The organism is Acinetobacter sp. YH01018 (assembly GCF_013420295.1).
GTDB lineage: Bacteria > Pseudomonadota > Gammaproteobacteria > Pseudomonadales > Moraxellaceae > Acinetobacter.
In genome coordinates, this window is sequence record NZ_VOYL01000018.1 from 41,906 (window position 1) to 55,696 (window position 13,791).

Annotated in this window: 12 protein-coding genes and 1 pseudogene; 9 read left to right on the top strand and 4 right to left on the bottom strand. The window is 42.2% G+C overall.

Annotation, left to right across the window (positions count from 1 at the left end; genetic code table 11):
* Positions 1–74: 74 nt before the first annotated feature.
* Positions 75–526: pseudogene (locus FTT83_RS08345) on the bottom strand (amidohydrolase); the annotation flags it as partial.
* A gap of 130 nt (positions 527–656) precedes the next feature.
* Positions 657–1,058, bottom strand: coding sequence for a DUF3144 domain-containing protein (locus FTT83_RS08350; RefSeq protein ID WP_086195539.1), 402 nt, complete (start codon positions 1,056–1,058; stop codon positions 657–659).
* Positions 1,059–1,167: 109 nt separating this feature from the next.
* Here FTT83_RS08350 and FTT83_RS08355 point away from each other — a divergent pair, with 109 nt between their 5' ends.
* Complete coding sequence (locus FTT83_RS08355) at positions 1,168–1,800, top strand: hypothetical protein (RefSeq protein ID WP_180041868.1); 633 nt, start codon at positions 1,168–1,170, stop codon at positions 1,798–1,800.
* Between the two features lie 21 nt (positions 1,801–1,821).
* Here the strand turns inward: FTT83_RS08355 and FTT83_RS08360 are convergent, their stop codons facing one another.
* Both FTT83_RS08360 and FTT83_RS08365 read right to left on the bottom strand, forming a co-directional pair.
* On the bottom strand, positions 1,822–3,285 hold the full coding sequence (locus FTT83_RS08360; RefSeq protein WP_180176523.1) for a CYTH and CHAD domain-containing protein: 1,464 nt from the start codon (positions 3,283–3,285) through the stop codon (positions 1,822–1,824).
* Positions 3,286–3,468: 183 nt separating this feature from the next.
* Positions 3,469–4,929, bottom strand: coding sequence for an inorganic triphosphatase (locus FTT83_RS08365; protein ID WP_180041747.1), 1,461 nt, complete (start codon positions 4,927–4,929; stop codon positions 3,469–3,471).
* 273 nt (positions 4,930–5,202) lie between these two features.
* Here FTT83_RS08365 and FTT83_RS08370 point away from each other — a divergent pair, with 273 nt between their 5' ends.
* From FTT83_RS08370 to FTT83_RS08405, 8 genes are all read left to right on the top strand, one after another.
* Entirely contained in the window at positions 5,203–5,586 is a 384-nt protein-coding gene (locus FTT83_RS08370) for a DUF962 domain-containing protein (protein ID WP_166166573.1), read from the top strand.
* A 647-nt stretch (positions 5,587–6,233) separates the two neighbouring features.
* On the top strand, positions 6,234–6,854 hold the full coding sequence (gene thiE / locus FTT83_RS08375) for a thiamine phosphate synthase (protein ID WP_180082678.1): 621 nt from the start codon (positions 6,234–6,236) through the stop codon (positions 6,852–6,854).
* A 43-nt stretch (positions 6,855–6,897) separates the two neighbouring features.
* Positions 6,898–8,205 carry a glutamate-1-semialdehyde 2,1-aminomutase gene (gene hemL / locus FTT83_RS08380; protein WP_180041742.1) on the top strand — a complete coding sequence of 436 codons (1,308 nt, stop codon included), beginning with the start codon at positions 6,898–6,900 and terminating at the stop codon, positions 8,203–8,205.
* Between the two features lie 66 nt (positions 8,206–8,271).
* Positions 8,272–8,691 (top strand): heme-binding protein, encoded by a 420-nt coding sequence (locus tag FTT83_RS08385; protein WP_180041740.1) that lies wholly within the window; start codon positions 8,272–8,274, stop codon positions 8,689–8,691.
* Entirely contained in the window at positions 8,691–9,398 is a 708-nt protein-coding gene (locus FTT83_RS08390) for a phosphopantetheine-binding protein (protein ID WP_180176524.1), read from the top strand. Before FTT83_RS08385 ends, FTT83_RS08390 begins: the two co-directional genes overlap by 1 nt.
* Before the next feature lie 132 nt (positions 9,399–9,530).
* Positions 9,531–10,175, top strand: coding sequence for an RluA family pseudouridine synthase (locus FTT83_RS08395; protein WP_180041736.1), 645 nt, complete (start codon positions 9,531–9,533; stop codon positions 10,173–10,175).
* A 143-nt stretch (positions 10,176–10,318) separates the two neighbouring features.
* Positions 10,319–13,156, top strand: coding sequence for an RNA polymerase-associated protein RapA (gene rapA, locus FTT83_RS08400; protein WP_180176525.1), 2,838 nt, complete (start codon positions 10,319–10,321; stop codon positions 13,154–13,156).
* A gap of 133 nt (positions 13,157–13,289) precedes the next feature.
* Complete coding sequence (locus FTT83_RS08405; protein WP_180176526.1) at positions 13,290–13,556, top strand: PAAR domain-containing protein; 267 nt, start codon at positions 13,290–13,292, stop codon at positions 13,554–13,556.
* Positions 13,557–13,791: the final 235 nt, after the last annotated feature.

Below are 13,791 nucleotides of genomic sequence, written 5' to 3' on the forward strand. Positions count from 1 at the left end.
TATTTTCTATCCTGCTATTCATATATTTGTTGTGCTTTTCCCCTCCTTTTAGGAGGGGTTAGGGGAGGTTTCTTTTAAAGCCGATAAAACTGCTTCGCGTTATGATAAAAAACTTGTTTCAGTGCATTCATAGATCCCACGACCACATCACTAAAGGCATTAATGATGTTCAGCAGTGAGCTGTTGATGACCCGATCCATGGGAAAGTTGAAGGCAAATATGACCCGGTAATTGCCAAAGTGGCGCAGTACATGGCTAATCAGTGGAAAGGCTAAATCATAGATTTCCTGTTTGCTGGCTAAGCGGTCTTGTTTATGAAACTGATGACCTAATACAGGCATAACAGGCCAGACATCTTGATATAAACATTTGGATACCTTGCCAGTTCGGCAATATCCTCCTGCCAGCGCAACAAAATATTTTCCCGGGCGGTTTTCGTCAGTCCTGTAAGTGAGCCGACTTTTCCAAATAATCCGGCAGGCGTGCCAAAATGGTCCAGTACAATAGAGGTTTCCGGAAACTGTCTCCAGCTATTGTATGGTCAGTCTTTGGTTCAGTAAATCTCTGTCATGTCACCATACACTAAGGTATTTTGGCTTTGGATGACCTTTCATCCAAAAACTCAGCACATAAAAAAAGCCCCGTAGGGCTTTTCATTAATGATCGTGATTGTGGTCATGATCATGCTTGTTGGTATGAAATTCTTCGTTACGACGGAAGCGAAGATAGTTTTCAAACTGTTCGCAATATTCGTCATAGTTATCTTCCAGCATCATCTGGAATTGCTGCATGATGTACGACATCACCTGATCTTTGGCATCACGCATTTCATTGCCATCTTTAAAGTTATTGGCAGCTACCCAAGTATTAAAACGGGCAGTAGCAAACAACATGGCAGCGCTGACTTGTCCGCGCATTTCAGCAGGTTTCACGGCTGAACCTTTTTCGACACGGCAAAATTCGTTGGCCTGTTTAATAAATTCATCAGCACGTTCAAAAAAAGCAGCATTTAACGCTTCTTCTTCGGTTACATCTGTTGCTTCAATCTTTTGAACCATGAACTTTTCCTGCAAAAACGATCTAATGGCTTATTATAGGCAAAGCCTTGCAGAAACTAAACCTTTGGCTTAATCTAAAAATAGCCTAAGCATTAAAATGGATAATCCAATGCAAGATGCCATTGCTGTACAAAGTTTAAAAAGTGACATCGCCTTATTGCGTCAAAATATTTGGCCGCCTGCAAATCTGGCCAATGTTGAAGGCTTACCTATTTATTATGGTTCTAAAAAAGAAGTCGATGAATATTACCGGCAATGGATCGGGTTAATTGAACGAGCACAAGATCTATTCCAGCCTTTTATGCAAGATGAAACACTCGATGCGGTGCATTTACCCAGCCATTTGAATCTGCCGCTGTTCTATTTTCATGTTGACCGCATCCGAATTAATAAAACCCGCGCCAAAGAGTCGAAAACCTTTCGCGGTATTGCCAGCCTGGTGGATAAGTGTGGACAATATGAGCCTGCACAAATTCAAGCCATGAATGCCTGGTTAGAAAGTGATGATACCGCAGTTTTGGTGGCACATCGCGAATTTATCGACTTACGCACTTATGTGTTCCAGCATGGACAAAGTGAATATACTCGTACGCGGTTTTATGTAAATGGTATTGTACTGAGTACAGAGCCACATTTTGAGCTGGTAGATGCCCGTGACAAGCCGCGCAAACAGCGCAATGACAGTTATAGTGATCCACTGGCGGATAATGGAACCTGGAAAATATTTGGCAAATATCGCTAATATTAATTTTACATTTTCTACTTACCAGAAAGTATCGGTTTTAGAATAATAGTCTAAATGCTGCTGAGCCTGTTGCAGAACGTATTTTTTCTCACTGGCAATCCAGCCCAAGGCAAACCACGATTTTTGTTTACGTTTAACCATATTCTGAAACAGCGTTTCGGCCACCATCAAATCGTTATATTGTCCCAAACTTTCCTGGGCGGGTTTTAAATCTTTGAGATAGTGCTTTACATCTTGAACAGGATAAAGCGAAGCCACGAATTCTACACAATAACGCAAGCGTTTGACCCGTTTGCGGGTACGATGCCGGGAGGGAATATCCAGCTGTAAAAATTGATCGGCATCTTTGCAGATTTGTTGATGCATTTTTTGCAGTTTTTTGGCGATATCTTTTTTTAATCCGGATTTTTTCTGTTCTTTACATGGCTGATCGACAAAGCGCAGCAGATGCAGAATCAATTCTACAAAGTCTGAAGAACGTAATGATTCATCAATGGGAATGCCGGATTGTTCAGGCGTATTCGAAAGCTGAACAAAAGGGGCACCTGCCTGTTCGAGCTGAGGTAAAAGTCCTTCACTCAAGGCATCGCGATCACGGGTTGAACCCAGTTGGCGGAACAGATGAGTCAGCTGCTCTTGCCAGTCTGGATTGACATCTTTTGACCAGTCCTCAAAAACACGTAAGGCACTTCTTAAACGGCGAATGGCAACCCGAGTCTGGTGCACATGTTCGCTATCATACTGTCCGGAAGCGATGGTTGATGCATTCGGCAATAGGTGCTGCAAGGTATTATTGATGATCTGCTTTAAAGCTTGATCTGTTGAGTCCTGTGGATTCAGCTTGAGTGGGCTGGCAAATTGAGCAGCAGGATTTTTTAAACTCTGTGCCAGCAAATCGCCGCGTTGAGCTTTACTTCGCACATCTAGCCATAAATGATATCGCTGCACCCAGGGGTGAATAAATTTGATCAGGTCTTGTATGGAACCTTGTTTAAGCTCAAATTCAATTTCATAAATTGACACGCTCTGATCGTTATGTCGAATTTCGCCGCGATCCAGACTGACTTCAATTTTTGAACGGTTAAAATGAATCACATGCACCAGACGTTGAACGACTGTTTCATATTGCACAATCAGGTTTTTAACCTGTTTGCCCAAAGCATTTTGCAGCAATTGTTTTGCTTTCGGATCGGACTGGTACATCTTAAGGGCCAAGTCCGGAGGGGCATTTAGTTTGCCTAAATCGCTTTCCAGTTCAAAACGTTGTAAGGAATGATCGCTGGGCGCTTTTAAAGTTTGTATCCAGTGATCGTCTTCAAGACGTTGCCGTAATGAAATATTCTTTTCAGCCAAATGCCGTTCGGGCGTGTCATAGTATTTTGCGTATAAAGAAATCAAGCGAGCATTCTTGTTCAAGAAGAGCTGATAGAGCTTTTCTTGATCTGATGCGGGGATCTGAAATTTTAATTCTACTTCAAGCATGTTAAAACTCCTGACGCTTCATCATCCGATAGGGCCATGACTTTCATTGTAAGCCAGTATCAAAAAAAGAGTAGGGTTTTGCCAGAAAGTAGATCAAGCGTATGTCGCCCCACTCATTGGTGTGCATTAAAAGATCATGCCATACGCTTTGATTTGACTGGTTTAATTTTGTCGCTTTATTTGTTACTTAATAAATTTACGACTCACCAGGAATTGTTCTGTCGCTTCAAGCAGGTTTTGTGCATACACTTCCTGTTTTGCTGTCAGCCAACCCAACACAAACCAGTCACTGGCTTCCAGTTCAGTTTGCTGAATATACTCGGCAGAAGAGGCCAGAATCTGATATTCACTGGCTGCAAGTTGCGCATCATTCAAGGCTTTGCTGTATTTTTGCAAATTTTTGACATCATAAATCGAAGTTAGAATCGGGAAGCTAAATTTCAGTTCATGAATTTTAGTGGCTAACTGATCCAGACTTTCAAAATTGGCAATATCGGTATTTGCGAGATGATCTTGGAGTTGTTTATATTGATTTTGCAGGGTATTTTGCGCAAACCACTTTAAGTCGTGCACTTGGGACTTATCCTTGTGGTCCAAGCCAAACATCAATAATTCCAGATAATGATGTACGTTTTGTGTTGAACGTACCAGATTGGCCAATTTTTCTTTAGCATACAAAATATCTTTGGCTAAATTTGATGCAGTATTGGGATTCTGTAAAAATGCGCCTAAAGTCGACTGCATGTGCTGCAAATGCTGTAAATGATCAAACTGATGCTTAAATGCACCCAGCTGCACCGCCCATTTGTCGGAAACTGCCTCATTCCAGTCTTTAAATAACGACAGGGTCAAATGTAAATGATCCAGGGCAATTTGTGCCTGCTGAATATGGGTTTGCTCGGCAACACCTGCAGCAATAGCTGCGATATTTGGCAGTAAATGCTGTAACTGCTGGGCAATCAGCATGCGCAAGTTTTTATTGGCGGGGTCTTTTTTACTTAAATGAAATTCCTTGGCTAATTTTGCCGGACTGACGGGTTGCTGGATGGCCAGAAGATTGCCGATTTCGGCCTTACTGCGCACGTCCAGCCAAAGGTGATATTTTTTCACCCATTCAAAGCTAAAGGCGAGAAGAGATTGGACTGAGCCTGACTTCAATTCAAATTCAACTTCATGTACTTCACTCTGCGCTGTTTCGGTACGCACTTCACCAACATCTAGACTGACTTCTATCTCGGTTTCTTCAAAATGAATGACGCGAAAGGTACGCTGTATATCAGTTTCAAACTGTAATTTAAGTTGATCCTGTGCCTCACCCAAAGCATTTTTCAGGATGTGTTGTGCTTCAGCATCCTGCTCATAAATAGATAAATCCAGTTGCGGTGCCTGTTCCAGTTCACCCAGGTCATGATTGTGCTCAAAACGATGTAAGTGGCTTTTCCCGGCAGCTTTCAAGGTTTGAATCCAGCGTGTGCCTTCCAGACGTTGTCTTAAGGCAACACCATGCTGTGAGAGTAAGCGTTCCGATGTGTCGTAATATTTGGCTTTCAGTTGAATAATTTCAGATTTTTTAGGATCCAATGCTTTCAGTAAAGCATTACGTCTTGCTTCAGGAATTTGAAATTTTAATTCAACTTCAATCATGATTTTTCATCCTAATTTTTTGATGCGATGTCAGCAATGCAAACATTATCTATAGCTTACACATGCATTATGAAATCTGTTCTTTTATAGCGCCGGAAATAGCATTGTTCATTCTAAGCTGATGATTGTAGCGAAAATGATTTTTGATGTAAGACTTGACGAACGGATTCTTGACTGGTTGCTTTGCAAATGATCAAAAAAATGATAAAAGCGGACACTTTAATTTGGCTGAAATATGAGCTAACTTGAATCAAAATAGGCAGGACTATGACCATGAATACAACAATCCAGCTCAAATTTGAACATCATCCAGAACCGGAATTTCAGCTGCCGATTCAAAACTATCATGAATTCTATCGGTTTTATCTAACTGAGCATCGTAATATTATGAGTCGCCGTTTGCATATATTCGGCAGTAGTGTCGGGGCATGCCTATTAAGTCGTGCCATTGTAAAAAGAAAGCCAAAGTATCTGGTTTATGGATTATTGTTCGGCTATGCTAGTGCATGGGCAGGTCATTTCTGCTTTGAAAAAAACAAACCGGCCAGTTTTAAACAGCCGCTCTATAGTTTTATTTCAGATTGGCGCATGTTTTCTGATGTGTTGCGTGGGAATTTAAGTTTAAAAGATCGTTCCCTGGATAAAATTCCCAGTTAGTTAAAAAATCACTTTTATTATGTGAATAGTGTTGAAAAAATTTACCTAAAAATAAAATATTTGTAAATTTACGGAATGTAGACTTGCAATGGTAGAGTGAATATTCTATTAATAGAACAGGCATTGAATAAATTTATTTCTTACTTCGAGCGTCCTAATTTTAAAGTTTTCCAAGCCTAGAGTGACCTTCTCTAGGCTTTTTTTATTTAAGGAAGGTTAGATAAAAGCTAAACTTTTTGAACCAAAATTAAAAAATATGGAATTAAAAATTTACAAGAAATGCTTTGTCAGAGTTGAAGATATTACCCAATTTTAGCGGAATAAAAATAGAATGACTTCCTAATCCTTGATTCGCTTCCCCCAAGCGCATTTTATAATCAAGGATCAGGAAGTCTTTTCAGTGCTTCAAGTTTTTGTTTTTATAATTATTATTTATTGTCATTTTGTGGTTTATTTAATCGTTTAATCTTCAGATGATCTATCCCTGAAAATAGGTATTTTCACACTATTTAACTCAAAGTTGCTACCGTTTAAGTTTTCTAATTTTTGATATTCATCTGCTGTAATTTTAAGGAATTAAGTCAGTTCCGCTGAATCTTGTTCCTGATATGCCTATAATAGGGCAGTTTTAATTTTGGCAGTTTGTTATGCGCGGTTTATATCTGATCACCAATGATGATCCTTTAGAACTTTTATTGGCTAAGCTTGAAGGTGCAATGGCCAATGGCGGTATTTCAGTATTGCAATACCGTCGTAAAAAAGTCGCCAAAGAAGATCAATTTTATGAAATTGAGTATATGAAAGCCATGTGTGCTGAATATCGCGTACCTTTCGTGATTAATGACGATCTTGAAATTGCGGTTAAATACGGTGTAGGTGTGCATCTGGGCCAGGATGATGGCTCTATTGTCGATGCGGTTGCACGTTTGCCAGAAGGTGTCCTGATTGGTCGCAGTTGCAACAATTCACTGGAATTGGCAGAACAGGCGATTGCCGATGGTGCAAATTATGTGGCATTTGGTGCAATTTATGCGACTGAGAGTAAGCCTGAAGCCGGAAACATTGGTTTGGAAACATTAAAACAAGCCAAAACGCAACTAAATGTGCCGATCTGTGCCATTGGCGGGTTAACCGTTGAAAATTCAAAGATCGTGGTTGAATCTGGTGCAGATTATTGTGCAGTGATTAGTGATATATTAGGTCGTCCTATGCATGCCATTCCTGAGCGTCTTGATGAATGGTCTACACTTTTTCAAGACAGCCTTTAATAATATAGATTTAGATTGATTTAATTTTGAGTTGAGTAAATTCATGAGCCTATCTCCAAAGCAAGAACAATTGTTTAAACAAGCCAGCAAACATATTCCGGGTGGGGTGAATTCACCGGTACGTGCGTTTAATGGGGTGGGTGGTACGCCTGTATTTATTGAAAAAGCCAAAGGTGCCTATTTATACGATGTCGATGGTAAACGCTATGTGGACTATGTTGGTTCATGGGGACCGATGATTTTAGGCCATGCCCATCCTGACATCATTAAAGCCGTACAAGAGGCTGCTGTTGATGGCTTAAGCTTTGGTGCACCAACAGTTCATGAAACAACCCTGGCTGACATCATCTGTGAAATCATGCCGTCGATTGAACTGGTTCGTATGACCAATTCAGGTACGGAAGCAACCATGACAGCAATCCGTTTGGCACGAGGCTACACAGGCCGCGATAAGATTGTAAAATTTGAAGGCTGTTACCACGGTCACTCAGACTCGCTTTTAGTTAAAGCGGGTTCAGGCATGTTGACTAGCGGTGAAGGTGAAGCGACTTCTGCGGGTGTACCGGCTGATTTTGCCAAGCACACTTTAACCCTGCCATACAATGACATCGCGACTTTAAAAGAATGTTTTGCTAAATTCGGTCATGAAATTGCTGGCGTAATTGTTGAGCCAGTCGCAGGCAACATGAACTTGGTGAAACCGATTGACGGTTTCCTGCAAGCAATTCGTGATGTATGTGATGAGCATGGTTCGGTTTTCATCATTGATGAAGTGATGACCGGTTTCCGTGTCGGTCTAGGCGGTGCACAGGCACATTATGGCGTAACACCTGATTTGACCACTTTGGGTAAAATTATTGGTGCAGGCCTGCCAGTCGGTGCGTTTGGTGGTAAACGAGAAGTGATGGAATGCATCGCGCCACTGGGTAAAGTCTATCAAGCAGGGACATTGTCAGGTAATCCACTCGCGATGCGTGCCGGTATTGAAATGTTTAAACATTTACGTGCCGAAGGTTTTTATGAAAAATTAACTGCGCAACTCGAAAAACTGCTTGCCGGTTTACAAGCTGCTGCGGATGAAGCAGATATTCCATTCAAGACTCAACAAGTGGGCGGGATGTTCGGTTTGTACTTTACCGATCAAGAAGACATTACCAGCTTTGATTCAATGCTGAAATGTGATGTGAATGCCTTCCGTAAATTCTTCCATGGCATGTTGCAGCGTGGGGTGAATTTTGCGCCATCTGCATTTGAAGCTGGCTTTATTTCAGCTGCACACAGTGATGAAGATATTGAATTTACTATTCAAGCTGCGAAAGAAACCTTTGCTGAAATGAAAGCATCCGCTTAATTTTGAGCATGTAAATGAAGCCCGTTTTATAGCGGGCTTTTTTATAAAGAATTTTTGAGAGCGAATATGAAAACCAAACATTATTTGACTTTAAGCGATGCGGAATTTTTACTAAATTCAGCTTATGAATATGCACTTGAACATGATTTTAATGTCAGTATCGCCATTGTAGATGAAACGGGTAATTTGCTTGCGATGAAACGTATGGATGGGGCATCACCTATGACAGCCAATTTATGTCTAGAAAAAGCCAAATGCTCGGCAATGAGCCGCCGTCCATCCAAGCTATTTGAAGATATTATCAAAGGCGGTCAAATGGGCTTTCTGACTATGGAAACGTTCTCGGGCATGTTAGAAGGTGGTGAGCCGATTCTGTATCAAGGGCAGTTGGTCGGAGCGATGGGGGTGTCAGGTGTGAAGTCGTTTGAAGATGCGGAGATTGCACAGGTAGCGATTGAGAAGTTTTTAGCGCAGGTTGAGGCTTAATGTTTTATCCATTACCCAAAAAGATCCAACTCACCCCCTCCCAAGCCAAATGGCAGCTTTCAGCAACTGAATCGGTTTTAGTGTTGGTGGGATTGCACAACCTAAGGATGATGGCAGGCATACAAGACAGCGACCTCATGACCCATCTTGTTCAGATCACCAATAAAGCCAAAGCTTTAGATATTCCGATTGTTGATTTGTATGGCGATGACCTGATGCAGGGCATGCAGCAACTCGGTGAATATGCATCATCGTATCCCCAACTGATTTTTGCCGGGCAGGTCACGCCGATGCTCAAGCAAATATTGCCGCATCTACAAAGTGTCACCGAGCAAATCTGTGTAGTGGACGATGCGATTTTATTGTCGAATCAAGACCAGCATATTCAATGGATTGATAACATTTCGATACACGGCTTGCATCATATGAATAGCTATAGTTTGACTAGATTATGGGATTTAAGTGCTCCATCCAATTATGTGCTTTCCCCCAAGGGAATTATGCTTGCGGTTGCAGAGCAACTGAACATGGATGCTCTGGAAATTGATCCTGATCTTGATCTGAAACAGTACGGTTTGGATTCTGTTGCTATTGTCACTTTAGTGGGTATTTGGCGAGCGCATGGGGCAAACATTACTTATGAAGATGTCCTAAAACACAATTCACTACATGCGCTGGTCAGCTTTGTATTGCAATCAGCACGTTGATAACACGGGATTGAAATAATTTTTGAGCAAAATCGGAAAAACCGTCACCAATTCGAATATTGTGCATTGTAATTCTGCGCCAAGCTTTCTATCATTGCCGCCTTGTTTGCGCGATCAGCCTGGGATTGAACATTGAGTAATTTTCTAACCGAACATCTGATACATCGTGATGAAGATTTTATGGTCATCCATAAACCTGCAGGTGTACTCACCGTTCCTGGCAAAACCGAAGATTTACAAGATTGCGTGATCAACCGATTATTAGAAATAGAACCCAAAACACTACTGATTCACCGCCTGGATCGTGATACTTCAGGTATTCTGGTGTTTGGCCTGAGCAGATGGGGGCAAAAAACCATTTCCCGCCAGTTTCAGGAACGTCAAACCGACAAAACCTATCAGGCGCTTGTAGCAGGGCATCTTGAAGGGGAAGGCACGGTTGATGTACCTGTCGTCTATGACCCTGAACATCCACCATTACATATTGCCGATCCAAATCATAACAAGCCTGCACTGACCCATTGGCAGGCCATCGAACATTTTGAAATTCAGGGACAGGCGGTGACGAGGGTCAAACTTAGCCCGATTACCGGCCGTTCCCATCAGCTACGCGTGCATATGCAATATCTGGGTCATCCTATTATTGGTGATACTTTATATGCCACTCCTGAGCAGCAACTGATGATGCCGCGTCTGTGCCTGCATGCTGAAAACTTAAGTTTTTATCATCCGCAAACAGAACAGCTGATGGAGTTTTATGCTCCAGTTCCTTTTTAAAGTAAAAACTTTTTAATCCTCATAGATTTTGCGCACTTTTTAGTGGGCTTTATGTCAAAATATATTGCTTAAAGACCTGGTTTTTTGCTCAAATACCAAGCAGATTTTGGGCTTGAAATTAGTGTCCTCATTTTTAGATAAAGGTGGAAAAATTGCATCAGTTTGCTATTGGTCAGCGTTGGTTATCAGATACGGAAACAGAACTCGGTTTAGGGGTTCTTATAGATGTAGATGAAAGATCGGTTAGCATCTTATTCCCAAAAAGTGATGAAACACGTGTCTATGCACGTAACAATGCACCTTTATCACGTATTGTGTTCAATGTGAAGGATGAACTGCAGGATCAGGAAGGCACCCAATGGACAGTTGAGTCTTTGGAAGACCGTCATGGTGTGGTGCGCTATAACGTCGTGCGTAATCTGGAAGATGGCTCAGAAGAACGTAAGTCACTCAATGAAACCCGTATCGGTGCGACCATCCAGCTGTCTAAACCGCTTGACCGTTTACTGGCCAGTCAGGTCGACTATAAAGAATGGTATGACCTGCGTATTGAAGCTTTACTGATGCAAGCCAATATGAAGAACAGTCCTCTGCGCGGCATGGTCGGTGCGCGTGTAGGCCTGATTCCGCACCAGCTTTATATTGCCCATGAAGTGGGACAGCGTTTTGCACCGCGTGTCTTACTTGCGGACGAAGTCGGTTTGGGTAAAACCATTGAAGCGGGCCTGATTATTCATCAGCAACTCAAAACATCGCGTTCTGAACGTATCCTGATTCTCGTGCCAGATTCACTGCAATATCAGTGGATGATTGAAATGCGCCGCCGTTTTAATCTGGAATTTTCACTGTTCGATTTGACCCGTACCGCATCCATCAAGGAACATGATCCTGATCTAAACCCATTCCTGACCGAGCAGCGCATCATTGCTTCTGTTGATTTGATGGTGGATCACGAGGATTTACGTGAACAGGCTTTAGAAGCTGGTTTTGATCTTCTGGTGGTGGATGAAGCTCATCACCTGATGTGGAGTGAAGAAGAAGGAGGTAATGACCGTTACGATTTGGTTGAAGAGCTGGCGGAAAAAACCCCGGGTGTGTTACTGCTTACAGCAACACCTGAACAGTTAGGTGTAGAAAGCCATTTTGCCCGTTTACGTCTGCTTGATCCACAACGTTTCAGTTCACTTGATCGCTTCCTTGATGAAGAAGAGCAGTATCATCAGACTGCAAAAATTGCTGAAGTGCTGATGTCAGACCTGCCTTTGGAAGAAGGGCATTTAAAAGCGATTGAAGGTTTATTGGGTCATAGCATTCAGGATGAGCCGGAACAGCGTTTCCGTGCTATTCACGAATTATTAGACCGTCATGGTACTGGCCGTATCTTATTCCGTAATACCCGTGAAGCGATTCAGGGTTTCCCGGGTCGTGACTGTCAACCAGCACCTTTACCAGCACCTGCAAACTGGTCAAAAGACGGTAAGCTACGTGAACAGATGTGGCCGGAAGAAGCTCAGCTGGATGGCGCATGGATGGAACATGATCCACGCGTGATGTGGCTGATGGAAAAGCTGCGTACTGATCTTAAACACAAAAAAGTGTTGCTGATTGCACGTAGTGGTCCTGTAGTGGAAGCACTGGAAAATGTGCTGCGTTTACATGCTGGTATCCGTACTGCCATGTTCCATGAAGGTATGAGCCTGCTTGAGCGTGACCAGGCAGCGGCTTATTTCGCTGAAGAGTCTTATGGGGCACAAATTCTATTGTGTTCTGAAATCGGTTCAGAAGGGCGTAACTTCCAGTTTGCCTCTGACCTGATCTTATTTGATTTGCCTGCGAACCCGGATGTGCTTGAACAGCGTATTGGTCGTCTGGACCGTATTGGTCAGGAAAACCGGATTCAGATTCATGTGCCTTATCTGGTTGGTACAGCGCAAGAGCGTATGTTCCGCTGGTACAACGAAGGCTTAAATATTTTCAGTAATATTTCCCCGACGGCACAAACACTGCAAGAAAACTTTATTGTGAAATTAAAAGACTGTTTACTGGCAGATTTAGGCCAGCAGTTTGAAGATTTGCTGGAAGAAGTTAGTGTTCAGCGTGAAGCGCTGGAAGCTGAATTGCAGGAAGGCCGTGACCGTCTGCTGGAATACAACTCTTGCCGTCCAATCGTGGCACAGGAAATTGTGCAGGCGCTTGAAGATTATGATGACAACACTACTTTGCCGATGTTTATGAAACGCTTCATGGCGTCGACCAATATCGATTTTGATGAGCAAAGTAACGGTACGGTGATCATCAAGCCGACCGATCAAATGCAGGTACAAGGCTTGTCTTTAGATGAAGAAGGCATGACTGCGACTTTCTATCGTGATCAGGCGCAAGTTCGTGAAGATGCCCAGTATTTAACCCTTGAGCATCCATTCACTGAAAGTGTGATGGAAATGATCAATACTCAATCTTTTGGTAGTACCAACGTTGCGGTATTAAAATCAGCAGCCTTGCCACAGGGTTCGGTATTGATGGAAGTCTGGTTCAAGGTGGATGTGGTTGCACCGAAGGCATTGAACCTGCCATCCAGCTTGCCACAACAGTTGATTCGTGTATTGCTTAGTGAAAAAGGTCAGGACCTGTCTGAAAAGATTGCACCAGAAATCCTGAAACCTTATTTGCATCACCTAGATGGCAATAGCTGCCGTCAAGTGGTGAAAGCACGCCGTGAAGTGATTGAGCAGCGTTATGCACAAGCCTTGGATATTGCCAAATCTGCATTGCCAAACTTCAAGCAGCAGGCAAAAGAAGTTTATGGCAATAAATGGCAATATGAAATTGACCGTTTAACTTACCTGAAGCAATTCAACCCAAGTATCCGTGAAGATGAAATTTCACGCTTACAGAAATTCCAGAAAGAAGGCTTGAGCTTGTTGGATGGCTTATCTGTCACACCAGAAGCGATTCAGGTGATGGTTGTGGTTAAACCATAATTTGGAATTGAAATAAAAAGCACCTGCGGGTGCTTTTTATGTTTAAGATGAAGGAGTTCTGACTCATCTAGCTTAAAATTCAACTCATGCTAAAATAAGAAAATAATTTTTATAAAGTACAAGAAGAATAACAATGGCTCAGTCTTTAATAACCCTCGGTTCTACCACCTCGCACGGCGGTATAGTTTCGGAATGCGATTCTTCTTTTATCATAAATGGAGTGGCTGTGCATTTGCATGGCATGAAGCATTATTGTCCGAAATGCCAAACTGTTGTGTCCGCGATTGCTGCTGAACAGTCAACTACTGTGAAAGGACGTGGGGTGGTGATTGCAGGTGATAGGACAACTTGTGGAGCAACGTTTTTAGGCAATCAGTTTCTGGTGGTTTCGAGAAAATAAACCGCAGTAGTCAAATCATTTGGTGTACAGAATTCTTTAATTAAGCCATCTGACTTGCAAGTCAGGGAGTTATTCATTTAGTGATTTCATCCTGGCCTGCTTTTGCTTAGAGCCTATCCAGTATTAATTTCATTCTTTTTTAGCACTTAAAAAAAGAATTTGTTAAAATTATTCAATGAGAAAACCATATCCCAGCGACATTAGTCGAGAAGCCTTTAAAGAAATTGAACCGTTA

What these genes read in the sequence shown, in the direction of transcription:
- FTT83_RS08350 (WP_086195539.1), bottom strand. Translation starts at nt 1,058, where the DNA reads ATGGTTCAAAAGATTGAAGCAACAGATGTAACCGAAGAAGAAGCGTTA.
- FTT83_RS08355 (WP_180041868.1), top strand. Translation starts at nt 1,168, where the DNA reads ATGCAAGATGCCATTGCTGTACAAAGTTTAAAAAGTGACATCGCCTTA.
- FTT83_RS08360 (WP_180176523.1), bottom strand. Translation starts at nt 3,285, where the DNA reads ATGCTTGAAGTAGAATTAAAATTTCAGATCCCCGCATCAGATCAAGAA.
- FTT83_RS08365 (WP_180041747.1), bottom strand. Translation starts at nt 4,929, where the DNA reads ATGATTGAAGTTGAATTAAAATTTCAAATTCCTGAAGCAAGACGTAAT.
- FTT83_RS08370 (WP_166166573.1), top strand. Translation starts at nt 5,203, where the DNA reads ATGAATACAACAATCCAGCTCAAATTTGAACATCATCCAGAACCGGAA.
- thiE (WP_180082678.1), top strand. Translation starts at nt 6,234, where the DNA reads ATGCGCGGTTTATATCTGATCACCAATGATGATCCTTTAGAACTTTTA.
- hemL (WP_180041742.1), top strand. Translation starts at nt 6,898, where the DNA reads ATGAGCCTATCTCCAAAGCAAGAACAATTGTTTAAACAAGCCAGCAAA.
- FTT83_RS08385 (WP_180041740.1), top strand. Translation starts at nt 8,272, where the DNA reads ATGAAAACCAAACATTATTTGACTTTAAGCGATGCGGAATTTTTACTA.
- FTT83_RS08390 (WP_180176524.1), top strand. Translation starts at nt 8,691, where the DNA reads ATGTTTTATCCATTACCCAAAAAGATCCAACTCACCCCCTCCCAAGCC.
- FTT83_RS08405 (WP_180176526.1), top strand. Translation starts at nt 13,290, where the DNA reads ATGGCTCAGTCTTTAATAACCCTCGGTTCTACCACCTCGCACGGCGGT.